This window comes from Patulibacter brassicae (assembly GCF_033949425.1).
Classification (GTDB): domain Bacteria; phylum Actinomycetota; class Thermoleophilia; order Solirubrobacterales; family Solirubrobacteraceae; genus Patulibacter; species Patulibacter brassicae.
The window spans coordinates 1-16685 of the sequence record NZ_JAXAVX010000012.1 but is presented as its reverse complement, the minus strand read 5'-3'; the positions used below and the strand labels follow the sequence as shown (position 1 = coordinate 16685).

The following is a 16685-nucleotide window of genomic DNA, read 5'->3' as shown; positions in this document are numbered from 1 at the left end:
CCGCTCGCCGTACCCGCCGACGTGCGCCTGGGGCGGGGCCGGCCGACGGGCGCCGGCCGCCCGCGCCGGGTCAGCTCCGGGCGGCACAGCTGCGGTCCGTGGCCCGCCGCGTGAACGGCTTCCCGCTGGCGGAGCGCCCGCGCACGACGAGCGTGCTGCGGGTCCGCGTCGTCGCGGGCCGTCGCACCTGGACGCGCCCGCCGCGGATCCGCACGCGGACGGTGCGCCCGGCGACGGTCGCCCGCAGGCGGGTGGCGCCGCGCGGCGCGGAGACGGTGATCCAGCGCGCGCCGCAGCGGCGGGTCGACGTCGTGCGCGACGGCGGCGCGGCGGTCGGCGCCGGATCGGCCTCCGCGCACGGCATCGCGGTGCTGCTGCGGGTGTAGCGGCGGAAGAAGCGCCAGGTCACCTCGGCGGCGTCCGGGGCGGTGTTGTCGTTGTTGTAGCGCCGCTCGCGGTCGGTCGTGCCGCCCGGCCACTGGTGACCCATCCCGTGGATGTTCCAGCGCTCGCCGACGACGCAGCCGTCGGGGTCGCGGAAGGTCTGCACGGTCGACAGCCGGCCGTTCGGCACGGGCGTCGTCTCGTAGCGCGTGCTCGACGGGGTCAGGCTGATCGGGGCGGCCTGCCGGCCGCCGAGCACGAGGTTGTTCGTGCGCAGGCCCTGCTCGAGGGCCTTCTCGTGGCAGGCCGGGACGATCCCGACGTCGCCGCTGCCGCCCATGACGAGGCGCGGCACGACGCGCGCGCGGCGTCCCATCTCGGCGCGCGCGAGCTGCGCGCTGTCGGCGGCGGTCCGCGTCAGCGGGTTGCCGGCCAGGCAGGTGGAGTCGGCGTACGAGCTCGCGGACAGCACGGCCGCCGCGGCGTAGAGGTCGGGGTAGGTCGCGGCGAGGTTCGACGTCGTGAACCCGCCGGCCGACATGCCCATGACGTAGACCCGCTCGGGGTCGATCCGCCAGCGCCCCATGACCGTGCGCGTCATGCCGGCGATCGCCGACGTGTCGTTGCCGTCCCGGCGCCAGTTCGTCGCGTCGAAGAACCGCCAGCAGCCGCGCATCGCCGGGTCGGTGGCCTCGGCCTTCGTGACGTCGGGGTAGAGCAGCACGATCCCCTCGCGCTCGGCGACCGTCGGGTAGGCGTCGGAGTTCATCTGCTGCTCGGCGGTCGTCTGGCAGCCGTGCGGGATGACGACGAGCGGCGCGGGGCGCGCCGCGTCGTAGGTCGTCGGGACGTAGACGAGGTACGGGTAGGCGCGCTCGCCGGAGCCCCAGGACTGCGCGAGCGTCGTGCCCGGGGCGGCCGGGTCGGGGCCGGGGGCGGTGGCGGCCCCCGCGGCCGCCGGGACCAGCCCGAGCAGGGCACCGGTCGCGACGGCCAGCCAGGCGGCGACCGCCCGTGGAGGCCACCCGCCCCGGACGGCGGACGGCATGGCTCCGGACGCGCGGCGTCGCGCTGCTCCCCCCAGCATGGAGTGACACTAACATGCAGGTCTGCATCCAAGTGGCGGATCGTCGCAAGCTGGCGGAGGGCCGTTGCTAGCATCGCCGCCGATGGCGACCGCCCCGACCGGAACGCGTCGGCGGGGCACCCCGCAGGCCGAGCGGCGGGCCCAGACGCGCGCCGCCCTGCTCGACGCGACGATCGAGTCGCTCGTCACCCACGGCTACGCCCGCACGACGACCGGCCGGATCGCCGAGCTCGCGGGCGTCTCGCGCGGGGCGCAGCTGTCGTACTTCGCCAGCCGCAGCGAGCTCCTGATCGCCGCCGTCGCGCACCTGTCCGAGAAGCGGATCGCCGAGTTCACCGCCCGCGTCGGTGCGCGCTCGCCGTCGCTGGAGGAGTGCCTCGACGCGCTCTGGGCCGGCGTCCAGGCGCCGCTCTTCGACGCGGCGCTCGAGCTCTGGGTCGCCGCCCGCACGGACCCCGAGCTGCGCACGGCCATGCTGCGGTTCGAGCGCGAGATCGGCGGCGCGATCTTCGCCGCCGCCGAGTCGGCGCTCGGCGACGCCGCGCGGCGCCCCGGGTTCGGTGAGGACCTGCTCCACGCGCTCGCCGTCGTCCGCGGCGTGGCGCTCCTCCAGGTCACCACGGGGGCGAGCCCCCGGACCATCGAGCGCCAGTGGGCGCACGCCCGCGAGCAGCTGCTGCAGCTGCTCGGCAGCACGGGGTGACCCCGGTCTCGAGGGCCGCGGACGGCTCGATCTAGACGGGCCGCAGGACGAACACCTCGACCTGCGCGTCCGGGTCGGTGTGGTTCGCGCTCAGGAACGCCTCGACCTCGCGCCCGGTGAGCGTCTCGACCGTCGCGACGTACTCCTCCCGCAGGGACTCCTGGAGCGCGTGGCGCTGCGCGAGCACCCGGTCCTCGCGTCCCTCGTCGGCGAGCGTGTGCTCCAGGCGCGTGAGGCCGCCACGGAGGACGACCACGACGGCGTCCTCGAACTGGTGGACGCGGGTGCTCGACGGGCCCTTGCCGGTCGCGCGCTTGTGCAGCGCGGCGATGCGGTTGGCGATCTCCAGCGCCGGCGCTGAGCGACCGCTCTCGGGATCCAGGACCTCGGACACGAGCGGGGTATACCGCACGTGCGGGCGCCCGTCGTCGGTCAGCAGCACGAACACGACGACGTCGGCCCGTGGGTCCGCGGCGTCGAGGACGCTCGCGGGCCGGAGGCCGGTCCCCATCGAGGCGAGACCCGAGAGCGTCCGGGCGAGCACCCGGTGGAGCGCGTGGCGCTCGGCGACGACGAGCGGGGCGCGCCCGCCCTCCACGAGCGTCACCTCCAGGCGCGTGAGGACGCCGCGGAGCACGATCGCCACGACGCCGTCGTCGAGGGCCACGAGCGTCGTGTCCGGTGCACGGCCGCACGTCCGGCGGTGCAGCGTGGCGACGCCCTGCGCCAGCGCGGGCAGGCTCGCTGGCGCGCCGATCGGCGGCGGGGTCTCCTGCATCGGCTCTCGGCTGCCCGTCCGCGCGATCCGCATGCGCGCCGCGCGCTCCGTGACGGGTCCACGGGCCGGGCGAGCACGCGCGAGGCCTCGTTCAGGCCAGCGGCGCGACGCGCAGCACGCGCCGGGCGACGGCGACGAACGCGCGTACCCGCGGATCCTCGCTGGCGGGGTGCCAGCCGACGTCGACCGTCGTCGGGGCGATGTCGGCGACCGGCCGGAAGGCCACGCCGGTGCCCGCGACCCGCTCGGCGGCGGAGGCGGGCACGAGCCCGACCGCGCCGGCGTGCCGGACGGCGTCGAAGAGCCCGTCGAGCGAGGAGATCATCGTCGCGTAGCGGGCCGGGGCGCCGCGCTCGGCCTCCGCCGTCCAGAACGCCCGCCAGACCGGATCGGTGTCCGACCCCGCCCAGGGCTCGTCGACGAGGTCCTCGATCGACAGGACCTCGCGGGCGGTGAGCGGGTGCGCGGCGGGCAGGATCGCCATCCGGTCCTCGCTGATGAGCGGCTCCAGCGCGACGCCGGCCGCGTCGACCGGGGGTCGCAGGAACGCGACGTCGACCGCCCCGTCGGCGAGCCCGCCGCTCGGATCGGTCCACGCCGCCTCGCGCAGCTCGACGACGACCTCGGGCCGCGCCGCGCGGAACGTGTCGACCGCGGGCCGGACGAGGTCGATCGGGATCGCCGCGGCGAGGCCGACGGCGAGCGAGCCGGTCTCGCCGCGGTCGGCGCGGCGCGTCTCGCGCACGGCCGCCACGGTCGCCTGCTCGAGCCGCCGGGCGTGCTCGGCGAGCACCACGCCGGCCGGGGTGAGCGCGACGGTGCGCGAGGTCCGCGCCAGCAACGCGACGTCGAGCGTCGCCTCGAGCCGCTTGACGTGGCCGCTCACCGACGCTTGGGCGAGGTGCAGCCGGTCCGCCGCCCGGCCGAAGTGCAGCGTCTCGGCGACGGCGAGGAACGTCCGCAGCAGCCGGGGGTCGAGGTCGACGTCCTGCATCGGGGCGAGTCTCGCGGATCGATCGGCGCTCGTGATCGATCGAACGGCTGATCTCGATGGCGGAGCGGGACCGCCCGGCGCACGATGCTGCGGTGAGCACCCGCTGCCTCCCCGCGCTCCACGGTCGGGACGCGCTGCGCGACCGCGTCGGCGCGCTGGTCGACGCCGCCGCGGCCGGGGCGGGGGACGCGGTGCTCCTCGTCGGCGACTCCGGGCTCGGGAAGACCGCCCTGCTCGACCACGCCGCGCGCGAGGCCGCCGACGTCGGCCTCGTGGTCCTGCGCTCGCGCTCGGTGCCGGAGGAGGACCGCGTCCCCTTCGCCGCCCTCGGTCATCTGCTGCGCGACGAGGAGGCGACGGCCCTGGGCCGGCTCCCGGACCCCGCGCGCACGGCGCTGGCCGTCGCCCTCGGTCGCGCGACGGGCGTCCCGCCGTCCGCGGTCGCGGTCGCCGCCGGGGTCGTCGCGCTGCTCGCGTCGGTCGCCGAGCGCGAAGGCGGCGTCCTGCTCGCGCTCGACGACGTCCAGTGGATGGACGAGCCGTCGCTCACGGCGCTCCTCTTCGCGCTGCGCCGGCTGGACCGCGACGGGATCGCGGCGCTCGTCGCCGCGCGCGCGGTCCCGGACCGCGGCCTCTTCGGTCACGGGCTGGAGGTTCGGGAGCTGGCGCCGCTGGACGACCGGGCGGCGGAGCGCGTCGTACGCGACGTGCTCGACGACCCGGGGGAGGAGTCGGTCGCGCGGGTGGTGCGCCTCGCGCGCGGGAACCCGCTGGCGCTCCGCGAGCTCGCCGGGGCTGCGGCCGACGGGCGGCTGGACGGACCCGGTCCGTCCTCTCCGAGCCTCCTCATCGACCGGGCGTTCCGCCACGAGCTCGACGCGCTGGACGACGACGCCCGCGCGGCGCTCGTCGTGCTGGCGGCCGAGGAGCACCCGCTCGCGCGCCGGGCGGTCGCGGCCGCCGGCCTCGATCCGGACGGGCTGGACGCGGCGGAGGCGACGGGCCTCGTCGTCGCCGACGGCGCCGGACCGCGCTTCCGCCATCCGCTCCTGCGCGGCGTGGCGTACCACGCGGCCTCCAGCGCGCTGCGCCGTCGCGCGCACCGGGGGTGGACGGCCCTCGCCGAGCACGACCTCATCAGCCGCGCCTGGCACGCCTCGGCCGCCGCTGACGGGAGCGACGCGGACGCCGCCGCGCTGCTGGAGCAGGCGGCCGGGGCGGCGGCGGCCGCGGGGGGCCTCGGGGCCGCCTGCGACGCGATGACGCGCGCCGCCGCGCTCACGCCCGATCGCCCCGAGCGCGCGCGACGGGTCCTCGAGGCGGCACGGCTCGCCGCGGGAGCGGCCCGTCCGGAGGCCGCGCTGCGCCACGCGGCCGAGGGGCTGCGTCTCGCGCCCGACGACGCCTCGCTGCGCGCCGCGCTGCACGAGGTCCGCGCGGTCGTCTTCCTGCGCCAGGGCGACCTCGAGACCGCGTACGCGACGATCGTCGAGCACGCCGAGCCGATCGCCGAGGCGGATCCGGCGCGCGCGGCGGCGGGCCTTCTCGCCGCGTCGGTCCGCGACCGGGTGGTCGGCGACTACGCCGCGATGCGCCGGCTCGCGGACCGCGCCGCGGAGCTCGCGGCGGGGCGGGCGCCGACGACGCACGCGCTCGCCGGGCTGACGGTCGCGACGGTCGACGTGCTGGAGGGCCACGGCGAGCGCGCGATCCCGGTCTTCGACGAGCTGCGCCCGGCGATCGTCGCCGGCAGCGCCGAGGGCTGGCCGGGCGAGGTGCTCCTCGCCCCGGTCCACGCGCAGGTCTGGCTCGGGCGCTTCGACGCCGCCGAGCCGCTGCTGGAGCAGCACGTCGACCGCCTGCGCGCCCGGGGCGGCGCCGCCGAGCTCCTCTACCCCCTGACGGTGCGCGCGCAGTTGCGGCTGCGCCGGGGGCGCTTGGCGGCCGCGCTCGCCGACGCCACCGAGGCGTGGGAGATCGCGCAGGCCGGTGGCCTGCGGGGGCAGGTCGCCGTCGCGGCGGGCGCGCTGGCGGCCGTCGAGGCGGTCCTCGGGCGCGAGGAGGAGTGCCTGCGGCGCGCCGGCGAGGCGATCGGCCTGACCGACGACCGCCCGGCGATCGGCCAGTGGTCGCGTGCGGCGCTGGGGCACCTGCACCTGGCGCTCGGGCGGCCTGCGGACGCGCTGGCGCCGCTGCGCGCCTGCGAGCGGATGGCGGCGCGCACCGGGCTGGCCGATCCCGCGGTCGTGGCGTTCGGCGCGGATCTCGTCGAGACCCTCGTGCGGGGCGGCGCTCGCGACGAGGCGGCGCGCGCGCTCGCGGGCTGGGCGGCGTCGGGCAGCGACTCGCCCTGGCGCCGCGGAGCGGTCCTGCGCTGCCACGGGCTGCTGGCCGAGGACGCCGACGACGCGATCGCGGCGTTCGAGGCGTCGGTCGCGGTGCTCGAGGACGCCGGGATGCGGTTCGAGGCGGCCCGCTCGCGGCTGAGCCTCGGCGAGCGCCTGCGTCGTGATCGCCGCCGGCTCGACGCGCGGCCGGCGCTGCAGGAGGCGCTCGACGCGTTCGAGCGGATGGGGGCGCGGCCGTGGGCGGCGCGGGCGCGCGACGAGCTGCGCGCGACGGGCCAGGCGACCGATCGCGACCGCCGGCCCGGGAACGGCCTGGAGGAGCTCACGCCGCACGAGCTGCGGGTGGCGCTGCGCGTCGCCGACGGGCGCTCGAACCCGGAGCTCGCCGCCGAGCTCTACGTCACCCGCAAGACGATCGAGCACCACCTCTCGCGGGTGTTCCGCAAGCTCGGCGTGTCCTCGCGCGTCGAGCTCGCGCGGCTGTTGCAGGACCGCGAGGACGCCTGACGCGCGCTTGACCTCGAGTGCACTCGAGGTGCTTCGCTGGGCCGGACCGTCCGACGACCGACCGGAGGCACCCCCGATGCTCCACGCGCCCGACCCGACCCGTGCCGCCACCGCCCCCGACGCGCCGCTCGTCCTCGGCCTCGGGGGGACGATGCGCTTCGGCTCGTCGAGCAGCCGAGCGCTGGAGGCCGCGCTCGGGGCGGCCCGCCACGCCGGCGTGCGCACGACGCTCATCGCGGGGCCCCAGCTCGACCTGCCCGCCTACGACGTCGCGGCCCCGCGGACCGCGGCCGCCGAGCGCCTGATCGACGCCGTCCGGCGCGCGGACGGCCTGATCATCGCCTCGCCGAGCTACCACGGCGGGATCTCCGGGCTGCTGAAGAACGCCCTCGACCACCTCGAGGAGCTCCGCGGCGACGCGCGGCCGTACCTCCACGATCGCCCGGTCGGCCTGATCGCGACGGGCGACGGCTGGCAGGGCCCGAACGCGACGCTCCAGGCGCTGCGGCTCACCGTCCACGCGATGCGCGGCTGGCCGACGCCGCTGGGCGTCGCGCACAACATCTCGGAGGGCGGGGTCGAGGGGGCTCGCGCCGCGCTCGAGCTCGTCGGTCGGCAGGTCGCCGAGCGCGTGCTGCGCGACGCGCGCGATCGCGCCGCCGTGGCCGCGTGAGCACCCGGTGGCGGCGAGCGTGCCGGGCCGCCACGAGGAAGCGTGGGCGCGTCAGCGGCGGAGGACGGCCGTCAGCCGGCCGCGGGCGGCGGCGCCGCCGAACGTCGCGGCGTCGAAGAGCTCGCGCCAGTGGGTGATCCGGCCGTCCTGCCACGTCATCGCCCCCGCGACGGGGGCGGAGACGATCGTGCGGCCACGTCGGTCGATGAGGTGGTCGACGCGGTGGGTCAGGACGACGCCGTCGGTCGTGGCGGCGACGTGGAGGACGTCGACGGCGATCCGCTCGAGGCCGAGCAGCCGCTGGGCGCGCCGCAGGAACGCGATCGCCTCGTCCGGTCCGGCGGTCGAGGCGATCGGGCGCTGGTCCCAGACGCCCTCGTCGGCGAGGGCGTCGGCGAAGGACGAGGTCATCGCGTCGAAGCCCGGCTCCCACCCGCGCAGGAACTCGAGCGTCGCGGTCGTCGGATCGCGTGGCACGCCGGCAAGAGTAGTGAAAGGCGAATCATTTTTGAAAACTCGCTCACGAATGCGCTAGCCTGCCGCTGCGCCGGGGCGTCCAGACGCCGTCCGCGCCCACCGCCGACCTCGAGGAGCCCTCTCCGATGACCTTCACGCCGACCGTGCTCGCCGCTCGGGCGATCCCGGAGCACCCCACGACGGAGATGCCGCTGACCCCGGAGATCATCTTCACGATCTTCCTCGGGATCCCGGTGGCGATCGGGCTGTTCTTCGCGATCCGGCACCTGGTCACCGGGAAGGGCCCGCTGCTGCTCGTCTGCCTCATCGGCGGCGGCATCGCGTGCCTCTTCGAGCCGATCGTCGACACGCTCGGCCTCTGCTACATCCGCGAGGGCGCGGCCCTCACGACGTTCTCGTCGATGGGGCGGGACTTCCCGCTCTTCATCAACTTCGTCTACATCTGGTACGTCGGCGGCTTGGCGTACCTCGCGTACCGGATCTTCTCCAACGGCGTGACGGTGAAGGGGCTGTTCCAGCTCTACGCGATGGACGTCTGCATCAACATCTTCCTCGAGAGCCCCGGCGTGCTGATGGGCGCCTACGAGTACTACGGCCCGCAGCCGATGAACTTCTGGGGCCTGCCGCTCTGGTGGGTGTTCGTCAACCCGATCATGCCGCTGACGGCCGGCGCGCTCATCTACCGCCTCAAGCCGTACCTGACCGGCTGGCGGATCGCGATGATCATCCCGTTCATCCCGATGGCCGACGGCATCGGCAACGGCGCCGCCGCCTGGCCCGTCTGGACCGCGCTGAACCTCGACGCGGCGCTCTGGGTCTCCTACCTGGCGTTCCTCGTGACCGTCGGTCTCGCGCTGATCTGCGTGTGGGTCCTCTCCTTCGTCGTCGCCCGTCCCGAGGACGAGGTGCCGCTGAAGGGCAAGGGGGCGATCATCAAGGCCGCGATCTTCGGCGTGAAGGAAGGCGACGTCCCGCCGCCGCCGATCACGATCCCGTCCGGCCCCCGCGCGAAGGAGCCGGCCGGCGCCGCGGTCTGACCGCGCGTCGCGTCCCGCGAAGCATCCGGGGGCGCCGCGGCGCCCCCGGCCCCGGGGCCGCCACGCGGTCCCTCCTGGCTTTCCGCCGCCCGTACGACACCGAGGAGTGAGCCCACGATGGCGCTGAAGAACACCACCGATCCCGCCGCCGCCGCGAAGGCCCTCGAGGGCTGGCTGGCCACGAAGCTGCCCGACGCGACCGACATCGAGGTCACGAACGTCACGACGCCCAGCGCGGCCGGCCTGTCGGCCGAGACGATCCTCTTCGACGCGGCGTGGACGTCGGACGGCGCGCGCGAGACGCACGAGCTCGTCGCCCGCGTCGCGCCGTCGACGCCGGGCGTCTTCCCGACGTTCGACCTGCCGAAGGAGTTCGCGGTCGTCGACGCCCTGGCGGGCACCGGCGTCCCGATCCCCAAGGCCTGGTGGATCGAGGAGGACGAGTCGGTCTTCGGCGGGCAGTTCCTCGTGCTGGACCGGATCGCCGGGCGGATCCCCGCTGATGATCCGCCCTTCACCGCCGCCGGCTGGGTGGCCGAGCTGTCGGCGGAGGACCGCCGCCGCCTCGTCGAGCAGTCGCTCGCGGGGATGGCCGCGATCCACGCGGCCGACTGGCGTGCGATCGGCCTCGGCTCGCTGGAGACGAACCCCGGCGCGTCGCGGATCGACGAGCAGCTCAAGACGTGGCGCGCGTACTTCGACTGGGCCCGGGGCGAGGACGAGAACCCGGCCGTCGAGGCGGGCTTCGCGTGGCTGGGCGAGAACAAGCCCGCCGAGGAGGGCCCGCCGGTCCTCAACTGGGGCGACGCCCGGCCGGGCAACCAGATCTTCGGCGACGACCTGTCGGTGGCGGCGACGCTCGACTGGGAGATGGTCGACATCGGCACGGCCGAGATGGACCTCGCCTGGTGGATCTTCATCCTCCGGCACCACACGGAGGGGATCGGCGTGCCGATGCCCGACGGCATCCCCGCGCGCGAGGAGCTCGTGGCGATCTACGAGCGCGCGAGCGGGACGACGGTCCGCGACCTCGACTACTACGAGGTCTTCGCGGCGGTCCGGCTCTCGGCGATCATGCACCGGGCCGGCCGGCTCATGGTCGAGGTCGGCTTCCTGCCGCCGGACGCGACGATGAAGCTCAACAACCCGGCGAGCCAGCTGCTGGCGAAGCTCATCGGGTTCGACGCTCCGACGGGCGAGGCGCAGACGTTCATCGGCAACCGCGGCTGAGCGGCCGCCCGGTCGGCGGCGGCGCTCAGGCGCGGCCGCCGGCGTCGCCGGCCTCGACGATCCGGCGGACGTCCTCCGCGGGGACGCCGAGGGCCAGCAGGCTCTGCTCGGCGAGCTCGCGTCCGGCCTCGGGGCCCAGGTCGCGTCCGTCGACGATCGCGCGCATCACCGCGAGCGCGCCGCCCGTGATCCAGACGACGGTGACCTCCGGGGTCGCGACCGAGAAGCGTCCCGCCGCGACGCCGCGCGCGACGGCGCGCCGGGCGAACGGCTGCACCGCGGCGGCGAAGACGGCGTCGCTCGTGGAGAGGTTCACGAGCAGGCGCGCGAGCTCGCCGTCGTCGTAGGCGAGGTCGACGAACCGCCGGATCGCCGTGCAGACGACGACGGCGTCGTCGTGGGGCTCCGGCAGGTCGTCGCCGGCGACGGACGCGGCGAGCTCCTGCAGCGCCTCGCCGACGACCGCGGCGACGACGTCGTCCTTCGCCTCGAAGTGGTTGTAGAAGGAGCCCAGCGCCACGTCGGCCCGCTCGGTGATCTCGCTGATCCGCAGGCCGGAGACGCCCTTCTCGCCGATCAGCGCCCGGGTCGCCTCGAGCAGTCGCTCGCGGGTGCGCGCGCGGCGGCGGGCCACGCGGGTCGTGGGCGCGGCGTCGGTCGGGGCGGGTGGGTCGGGCACGTCGGAGATTCTTCCGGCTCGGGGTGTGACTGATGCTACATTCAGACCTGAACAGACGCTCAGTGTGGGCGGACTGTCCGGAACAGCGCGCGGCAGCGCGCCCGTCCAGAGATCGGAACGCGATGTCCTCCTTCACCGGCCCTGCCCCCGCGATCGAGACCCCGGATGCGCCCGGTGGCGCCGATGGCCCGCGGCGCTCCGACGCGCTCGTGATCGGGGCGGGTCACAACGGCCTGACGACCGCGGCGTACCTCGCGAAGGCCGGCCTGGACGTCCAGGTGCTGGAGGCCTACCACGAGATCGGCGGGATGCTGACGGCCAACGCGATCTTCCCGGACGCGCCGGAGCACGTCTTCAGCGAGGGCGGCATCCAGGCGTCGCTGTTCTACGGCACGACGATCAACGAGGACCTGCAGCTCGAGCGTCACGGCCTGCGGCGGCTCTACGCCGACCCGTTCCACGTGCACCTCGAGCCGGAGGGCCCGTCGCTGGCGTTCTGGCAGGACGCCGAGAAGACCGCGCAGGAGATCGGGCGCTTCTCGCGCAAGGACGCCGAGGCCTACCGGCGGTTCGCGCGGATGCTCGACGCCGGCGTGTCGCTCGTCTTCCCGTACCTCACCGGGCACCCGTTGCGGCCGCGTCCGAAGACGGTCCTGGAGGCGATCCCGACCGCGATCCGCCACCGCAAGGAGATCGCGCCGCTGGTGCGGTTCTTCACCGGGGCGCACGAGGACCTGATCCTCGAGTACTTCGAGCATCCGCTCGTGCGCGCGGCGATGGCGTCGATGCCGCCGTTCTGCTGGATGCGCCAGGACGGGACGGGGTGGGCGCTGATCTACCTCGGGATCTGCCACCGGACCGGGTCGTGGCGCTTCGAGGGTGCCTCCGGCGCGCTGCCGCGCGCCCTGGCCTCGTCCCTGCGCTCCAACGGCGGCCGGATCCGGACGTCCGCGGTCGTGGAGTCGCTGATCGTCGAGCGCGGGACGGTCGTCGGTGCGCGGCTGGCCGGCGGCGACGAGTACCGCGCCGACGTCGTGGTGGCGGCGTGCAGCCCGGTGGCGACGTTCAACCAGCTGCTGCCGGAGGGCGTGCTGGACGACCAGCTGCAGCGGCGGGTGGCAGGGATCCCGACCCAGAACACCGGCGCGGGCAACCTGAAGATCGACATGGCGCTGAAGGGCCGGATCGTCCCGACCCGACACAACGCGTGGCGCGAGGACGGCCTGGACCTCCGCGAGCCGATCGTCTCCTGGCACACCTACGAGGACCACATCCGGGCGTGGGACGACTCCGTGGCGGGCCGGTGGCCGGAGCGGATCCCGTTCATCTCGATCGTGCCGACGGCGATCGACCCGACGCAGGGACCGGCCGGACAGGACACGCTCTGGGTCTGGTCGGGGATCATCCCGTCGCGCCCGCAGGTCCCGTGGCAGGAGGTCCGCGACGAGGTCCAGCGCAAGGTCCTCGCCGACCTGTCGTCGGTCTACGACGGGATCGAGGAGCTCCTCATCGACGTGCGCACGATGGGGCCGCCGGACCTCGAGGAGCGGTTCTTCGTGCCCGGCGGCAACGTCTACCACGTCGACCCGTTCATGATGCGGTTCGGCCCGTTCCGGCCCGCGCCGGGGTTCTCCTCCTACGACACCCCGATCCCCGGGCTCTACATCACCGGGGCGGGCACGCACCCGACGGGCGGCATCGCGGGCATCCCGGGGCAGCAGGCCGCGCTGCGGCTGCTGCGCAAGCGCGGGGTCATCGGCGCGCGCGCCGCCGCGCGCAAGGCCTTCGCCGCCACGCGCTGAACAGGGGCGATCATGGTCACCGTGTCCCGCCGCGCCACCCCTGCCCAGCGCCGCGAGCAGCGGCGCAGCGAGCTCGTCGGCATGCTCGTCGGGCCGCTCGACGAGCTGCTCGGGCGCAGCCGGAGCCTCGAGGAGGTCGGCCTGGCCGACCTGCTGGAGCTCGCCGGACTGCCGCGGTCGACCTTCTACTACGCCTTCGAGGGCAAGGCCGATCTGCTGACCGCGATCGGCCTGCACCTCGTCGAGGGGCTGTTCCGGCCGGGGCAGCGGCTCCTCGAGGGCGAGGTCCAGGTGCCGGTCCACGCGATCGCGCGGGCCGCCGAGGAGATCGGCGAGGGCCTGAACCGCCACCCGCACGTCAGCTCGGCGCTGCTGCCGGGCCTCGGCCTGGCCCGGGCGTCGCGCGAGCTCGACGAGCGGATCGACGAGGTCCGCGTCCGGCTCGAGCAGCAGATCGCCGCGCACGACGCGGCCGGCCTCATGCGGCCGGGGATCGACCCCGGCCCCACCGCCGCGTGGCTCGTGGCGATGCTGCTGCACGGCACCGGCCGGCTGCTCGCGTCGGTCGGTCCCGCGGCGCGGCGCCGCAACGCCTGGGCGATGGCCGAGGTCGCCTGGCTCGCGCTCTACGGCCCGAGCCCGACGCCGTCCGACGAGCCCTGATCGCGGCCGCCCCGCGCCGCCCCCGACCCCCCCCCCGTATCCGTCCCGCGGCATCCCGCGGGCCCGTCGTCGCGCAACACGAGGAGAGACCCATGGCCCTTGCCACCCGCCCGCCCGAGAGCGACCTCTGGATCGCCCGCCCCGACGCGGGCGTGGAGTGGAACCCCCACACGATCCACACGCACTACTTCGGCTTCTCCGTGCCGGAGGCGTCGATCGGGGCGTTCCTCTACGTCCGCTGGATGCCCGCCTTCCCGCTCGTCCAGGGCGGCGTCGTCCTGTTCCAGGGGCTGGAGAACGTCCACACCACGGACAACCTGCACCAGGACTACCAGATGACGATGCCGTGGCCGGAGGTCCAGGACGGGGCCTTCCAGACGGCCAACGGCCTGCGGATCGAGGTCCTGGAGCCCGGTCGCCGGTTCCGCGTGAGCTACGACAGCGGCGACGGCGCGGCGTCCTTCGACACGATCCACGAGGCCGTCACGCCGCTGCTGGCGCGTGGGCACATCGTCCCGGGCGAGGAGGGCCATCACGGGTCCGGGAAGGTCGCCGTCACGGGCGGCTCCGAGCAGTTCATGCACGCGACGGGGACGCTGAGGCTCGGCGACGAGCAGCACGCGATCGACAGCCACTACCCGCGCGACCGCTCCTGGGGCCAGGTCCGCGAGGAGCGGCGGGGTGGTCCGCGACCGATGCCGCCCGTCGGCTGGACGCCGATGTACTTCGGCGAGGACCTGATCTTCAACCAGATCAGCTTCGAGCACCCCGACAGCGACCCGGCCTGGAAGGGCCTGTTCGAGTTCCCGGAGGGCGCGCCGACGCACCACTACGCCTGGGTCGTCGAGGGCGGCGAGACGAAGGGGATCACGCGCGTGCGGCGCGAGGCGCAGGAGTACCACCCGCAGCTCGACGTCGTGACCCGCCAGACCGTCGAGGCCGAGGCCGAGGACGGCACCGTCTACCGGTTCCGCGGCGAGGCCATCGCGGCGGCGAACGTCCCGGCTTGGCCGAACGCGTCCTTCCGCGACACGGTCTACCGCTGGGAGGACGAGCAGGGCCGCGTGGCCCACTCGACCTACCAGGAGCTCTGGTACGACCGGTACCAGCACGCGCGCACCGCGGAGCGGCGCGCGAAGGCGATCGCGTAGCCCCAACGGGCAGGCACGTCGGGCCGCGGCTCCGCGCACGGAGCGCGGCCCGTACATCGAAGCCCCGCAGGCGCGCAGGCCGGGGGTCCTAGGCCCGGCCCTCGCCGTCGAGCGGCGCGTCGGCGAGCGCCCGCGCCTCGTCCGGCGCCACGCCGAGGCTGATCAGCGTCTGCGCGGCGTAGTGGCGGGCGCCGGCGGCGTCGGCGTACCGGCCTTCGACGATCGCGCGAATCAGTGCCATGGCGCCGCCGGACAGGGTGACTACGGCGGTGTCGAGATCCGGGACGGAGAACCGGCCACTTCGTAGGCCTTGCGAGATCGCGTCGCGCGCCGCCGGCTCGACCGCCGCGATGAAGACGACGTCGGCGTGGTCGAGGTTCACCACCAGTCGGGCGAAGTCGGGCTGGTCGTGGGCCAGTGCGACGAAGCGCCTGATCGACGCGGCGATGATCGGGGCTGGATCGCCGTCCGCCGGCGTCGTCTGGAGGATCGCATCGACGATCTCCGCGAGGCTCTGGCGGACGACCTCGTCGACCAGCGCCTCCTTGGACTCGAAGTGGTTGTAGAAGGAGCCGAGGGCGACGTCGGCGCGCTCCGTGACGTCGGTGATGCGCAGTCCGGCGACGCCGCGCTCGCTGATCACGACCCGTCCGGCATCGAGGAGACGGCGCCGCGTCTCGGCTCGTCGGCGCGCGGTTCGCGAGGGCGCCTTGGGTGCCTCGGTGCTGCCATCCGCCGCGCTGCTCATGCGTGGATCATCGCCGATGGCGGAGGCGGAACGCCCGGCGACAATGAACGAACTCTCAGTTCTGAAAATAAACTCACGCGACGCCGTCGAATGCGGTACGGTGCCGTGCGTGCTGCACCGGACGCACGTTGTCCGGACAGCATGTGTGAGAGGAGAGGGGCGGCGTACGCCGCCCCGGGTTTCGCTGGTGCTTCGACACGCTTCGATCAACGGGCCATCGCGCCCACACGTCCCGGTCCAGAGGAGCCGGTCGTGAGTCAGTCCGCGGCGCCCTCGTCGCGTCTCTCTCTGCCCGCTCCGCCGCGGGTGGTGGTGGAGATCGGCGGGATGTTCCACCTGGCGTGGATGGTCCTCGTCCGCTCGCTGCGGCCGCCGTTCTCCTACGGCCCGGAGTTCGTGGCGCAGTTCCGGTTCGCGGTCCAGATCGCGATCGTGCCGCTGGCGATCACGTCGTTCGCGCTCTCGTTCGGTCCGGCCGGGATCCAGGCGGTGAACTTCCTGGGCCTGTTCGGCGCGCTGGACCGGCTGGGCGGCCTCTACGTGATCATCGTCGTGCGGCTGTTCGCGCCGTTCGTGACCGCGATCGTGATCGCGGGGGTCGTGGGGACCGCGATCTGCGCGGACCTCGGCGCGCGGCAGGTGCGCGAGGAGACCGACGCGCTGTCGGTGCTGGGCATCGATCCGGTGAAGGCGCTGATCGTGCCGCGGGTGCTGGCGATCATCCTCGTCTGCATCCTCTGCGACATCGTCGCGCTGCTGGCCGGCGTGATCGGCGCGGTGATGGTGATCGTCCAGAACGGCGCACCGCTGGGGCCGTTCTTCTCGACGTTCTTCTCGACCGCGACGCCGCTGGAGCTCGGCGCGTCGTTCGCGAAGTGCGCGCTCTTCGGGACGATGATCGCGCTGGTCTGCTGCTACAAGGGCATGAACGCCGCCGGTGGCGCGGAGGGCGTGGGTCGCGCGGTGAACCAGGCCGTGGTGATCGCGTTCCTGGCGATCGGCGCGATGGACTACGTGTTCACGCAGTTCCTGCTGGCCACGAACCCGATCCTGTCGGAGGTCCGCTGATGGCGACCTCGGCCTACGGTCGCGGGATGGCCGTCCGCGCGCGAGACGGCTGGGAGTGGGTGCAGGACACGTCGTTCTTCGCGTGGCAGGTGCTGCGCGGGTGCGTCTCCCCGAAGGCGTGGGTGACGTACCGCTCCGAGGTCCTGCGGCAGGCGTCGATCCTCGTGTCGGGGTCGGTGATCATCGTCCTGGGCCTCGTCTTCGCGCTGGGTCTCGTGATCGGGATCCAGGGCGCGTACGCGGCGCAGCAGGTCGGCACCCCGTCGGTGGCCGGCGCGTTCGCGGCGATCGCGGACCTGCGCGAGATCGGCCCCTACGCGTTCGGCTACATGATGGCCGCGAAGGTCTCCACGGGC

The 16685-nt window shown here is 74.7% G+C and carries 16 protein-coding genes; 10 read left to right on the top strand and 6 right to left on the bottom strand.

The genetic code is table 11. The features are described 5' to 3' along the window. Positions 1–70: 70 nt before the first annotated feature. Positions 71–1432: an extracellular catalytic domain type 1 short-chain-length polyhydroxyalkanoate depolymerase gene (locus SK069_RS16690; RefSeq protein WP_319955387.1), complete on the bottom strand. Its 1362-nt coding sequence runs from the start codon at positions 1430–1432 to the stop codon at positions 71–73. Between the two features lie 121 nt (positions 1433–1553). Here SK069_RS16690 and SK069_RS16685 point away from each other — a divergent pair, with 121 nt between their 5' ends. After that, positions 1554–2174 carry a TetR/AcrR family transcriptional regulator gene (locus SK069_RS16685; RefSeq protein ID WP_319955386.1) on the top strand — a complete coding sequence of 207 codons (621 nt, stop codon included), beginning with the start codon at positions 1554–1556 and terminating at the stop codon, positions 2172–2174. 31 nt (positions 2175–2205) lie between these two features. On the opposite strand, the gene SK069_RS16680 is transcribed toward SK069_RS16685, so the two are convergent. Together SK069_RS16680 and SK069_RS16675 are read right to left on the bottom strand one after the other, a co-directional pair. Next, positions 2206–2952: a Na-translocating system protein MpsC family protein gene (locus SK069_RS16680; RefSeq protein ID WP_319955385.1), complete on the bottom strand. Its 747-nt coding sequence runs from the start codon at positions 2950–2952 to the stop codon at positions 2206–2208. 91 nt (positions 2953–3043) lie between these two features. Continuing rightward, complete coding sequence (locus tag SK069_RS16675) at positions 3044–3946, bottom strand: LysR family transcriptional regulator (protein ID WP_319955384.1); 903 nt, start codon at positions 3944–3946, stop codon at positions 3044–3046. Between the two features lie 92 nt (positions 3947–4038). Here SK069_RS16675 and SK069_RS16670 point away from each other — a divergent pair, with 92 nt between their 5' ends. Next, positions 4039–6801 (top strand): helix-turn-helix transcriptional regulator, encoded by a 2763-nt coding sequence (locus tag SK069_RS16670; RefSeq protein ID WP_319955383.1) that lies wholly within the window; start codon positions 4039–4041, stop codon positions 6799–6801. 76 nt (positions 6802–6877) lie between these two features. Further along, positions 6878–7474, top strand: a complete 597-nt coding sequence (locus SK069_RS16665) for an NADPH-dependent FMN reductase (protein WP_319955382.1) — start codon at positions 6878–6880, stop codon at positions 7472–7474. Between the two features lie 51 nt (positions 7475–7525). Here the strand turns inward: SK069_RS16665 and SK069_RS16660 are convergent, their stop codons facing one another. Further along, on the bottom strand, positions 7526–7951 hold the full coding sequence (locus SK069_RS16660; RefSeq protein WP_319955381.1) for a limonene-1,2-epoxide hydrolase family protein: 426 nt from the start codon (positions 7949–7951) through the stop codon (positions 7526–7528). 125 nt (positions 7952–8076) lie between these two features. On the opposite strand from SK069_RS16660, the gene SK069_RS16655 reads away from it, so the two are divergent. Further along, positions 8077–8988, top strand: a complete 912-nt coding sequence (locus tag SK069_RS16655; RefSeq protein WP_319955380.1) for a hypothetical protein — start codon at positions 8077–8079, stop codon at positions 8986–8988. Positions 8989–9105: 117 nt separating this feature from the next. After that, on the top strand, positions 9106–10218 hold the full coding sequence (locus tag SK069_RS16650) for a phosphotransferase family protein (protein WP_319955379.1): 1113 nt from the start codon (positions 9106–9108) through the stop codon (positions 10216–10218). Positions 10219–10243: 25 nt separating this feature from the next. Here the strand turns inward: SK069_RS16650 and SK069_RS16645 are convergent, their stop codons facing one another. Continuing rightward, positions 10244–10897: a TetR/AcrR family transcriptional regulator gene (locus tag SK069_RS16645; protein ID WP_319955378.1), complete on the bottom strand. Its 654-nt coding sequence runs from the start codon at positions 10895–10897 to the stop codon at positions 10244–10246. Positions 10898–11019: 122 nt separating this feature from the next. Here SK069_RS16645 and SK069_RS16640 point away from each other — a divergent pair, with 122 nt between their 5' ends. The 3 genes from SK069_RS16640 (at position 11020) to SK069_RS16630 (ending at position 14513) form a co-directional block, all read left to right on the top strand. After that, on the top strand, positions 11020–12699 hold the full coding sequence (locus SK069_RS16640) for a phytoene desaturase family protein (RefSeq protein WP_319955377.1): 1680 nt from the start codon (positions 11020–11022) through the stop codon (positions 12697–12699). A gap of 21 nt (positions 12700–12720) precedes the next feature. After that, positions 12721–13362 (top strand): TetR/AcrR family transcriptional regulator, encoded by a 642-nt coding sequence (locus SK069_RS16635; protein WP_319955376.1) that lies wholly within the window; start codon positions 12721–12723, stop codon positions 13360–13362. Positions 13363–13454: 92 nt separating this feature from the next. Next, positions 13455–14513 (top strand): DUF7064 domain-containing protein, encoded by a 1059-nt coding sequence (locus tag SK069_RS16630; RefSeq protein WP_319955375.1) that lies wholly within the window; start codon positions 13455–13457, stop codon positions 14511–14513. An 88-nt stretch (positions 14514–14601) separates the two neighbouring features. Here the strand turns inward: SK069_RS16630 and SK069_RS16625 are convergent, their stop codons facing one another. After that, positions 14602–15471: a TetR/AcrR family transcriptional regulator gene (locus SK069_RS16625; protein ID WP_319955374.1), complete on the bottom strand. Its 870-nt coding sequence runs from the start codon at positions 15469–15471 to the stop codon at positions 14602–14604. A 42-nt stretch (positions 15472–15513) separates the two neighbouring features. Between SK069_RS16625 and SK069_RS16620 the strand changes: the two genes are divergently transcribed. Next, on the top strand, positions 15514–16329 hold the full coding sequence (locus SK069_RS16620) for an MlaE family ABC transporter permease (RefSeq protein WP_319955373.1): 816 nt from the start codon (positions 15514–15516) through the stop codon (positions 16327–16329). After that, a partial coding sequence (locus SK069_RS16615) for an ABC transporter permease (protein WP_319955372.1) occupies positions 16329–16685 on the top strand: 357 nt, incomplete at its 3' end. The genes SK069_RS16620 and SK069_RS16615, both read left to right, overlap by 1 nt.

Excerpts from the sequence above, each read along its gene's own strand:
- SK069_RS16690 (WP_319955387.1), bottom strand. The coding sequence starts at position 1,432 with ATGCCGTCCGCCGTCCGGGGCGGGTGGCCTCCACGGGCGGTCGCCGCC.
- SK069_RS16640 (WP_319955377.1), top strand. The coding sequence starts at position 11,020 with ATGTCCTCCTTCACCGGCCCTGCCCCCGCGATCGAGACCCCGGATGCG.
- SK069_RS16675 (WP_319955384.1), bottom strand. The coding sequence starts at position 3,946 with ATGCAGGACGTCGACCTCGACCCCCGGCTGCTGCGGACGTTCCTCGCC.
- SK069_RS16630 (WP_319955375.1), top strand. The coding sequence starts at position 13,455 with ATGGCCCTTGCCACCCGCCCGCCCGAGAGCGACCTCTGGATCGCCCGC.
- SK069_RS16680 (WP_319955385.1), bottom strand. The coding sequence starts at position 2,952 with ATGCAGGAGACCCCGCCGCCGATCGGCGCGCCAGCGAGCCTGCCCGCG.
- SK069_RS16655 (WP_319955380.1), top strand. The coding sequence starts at position 8,077 with ATGACCTTCACGCCGACCGTGCTCGCCGCTCGGGCGATCCCGGAGCAC.
- SK069_RS16685 (WP_319955386.1), top strand. The coding sequence starts at position 1,554 with ATGGCGACCGCCCCGACCGGAACGCGTCGGCGGGGCACCCCGCAGGCC.
- SK069_RS16665 (WP_319955382.1), top strand. The coding sequence starts at position 6,878 with ATGCTCCACGCGCCCGACCCGACCCGTGCCGCCACCGCCCCCGACGCG.
- SK069_RS16650 (WP_319955379.1), top strand. The coding sequence starts at position 9,106 with ATGGCGCTGAAGAACACCACCGATCCCGCCGCCGCCGCGAAGGCCCTC.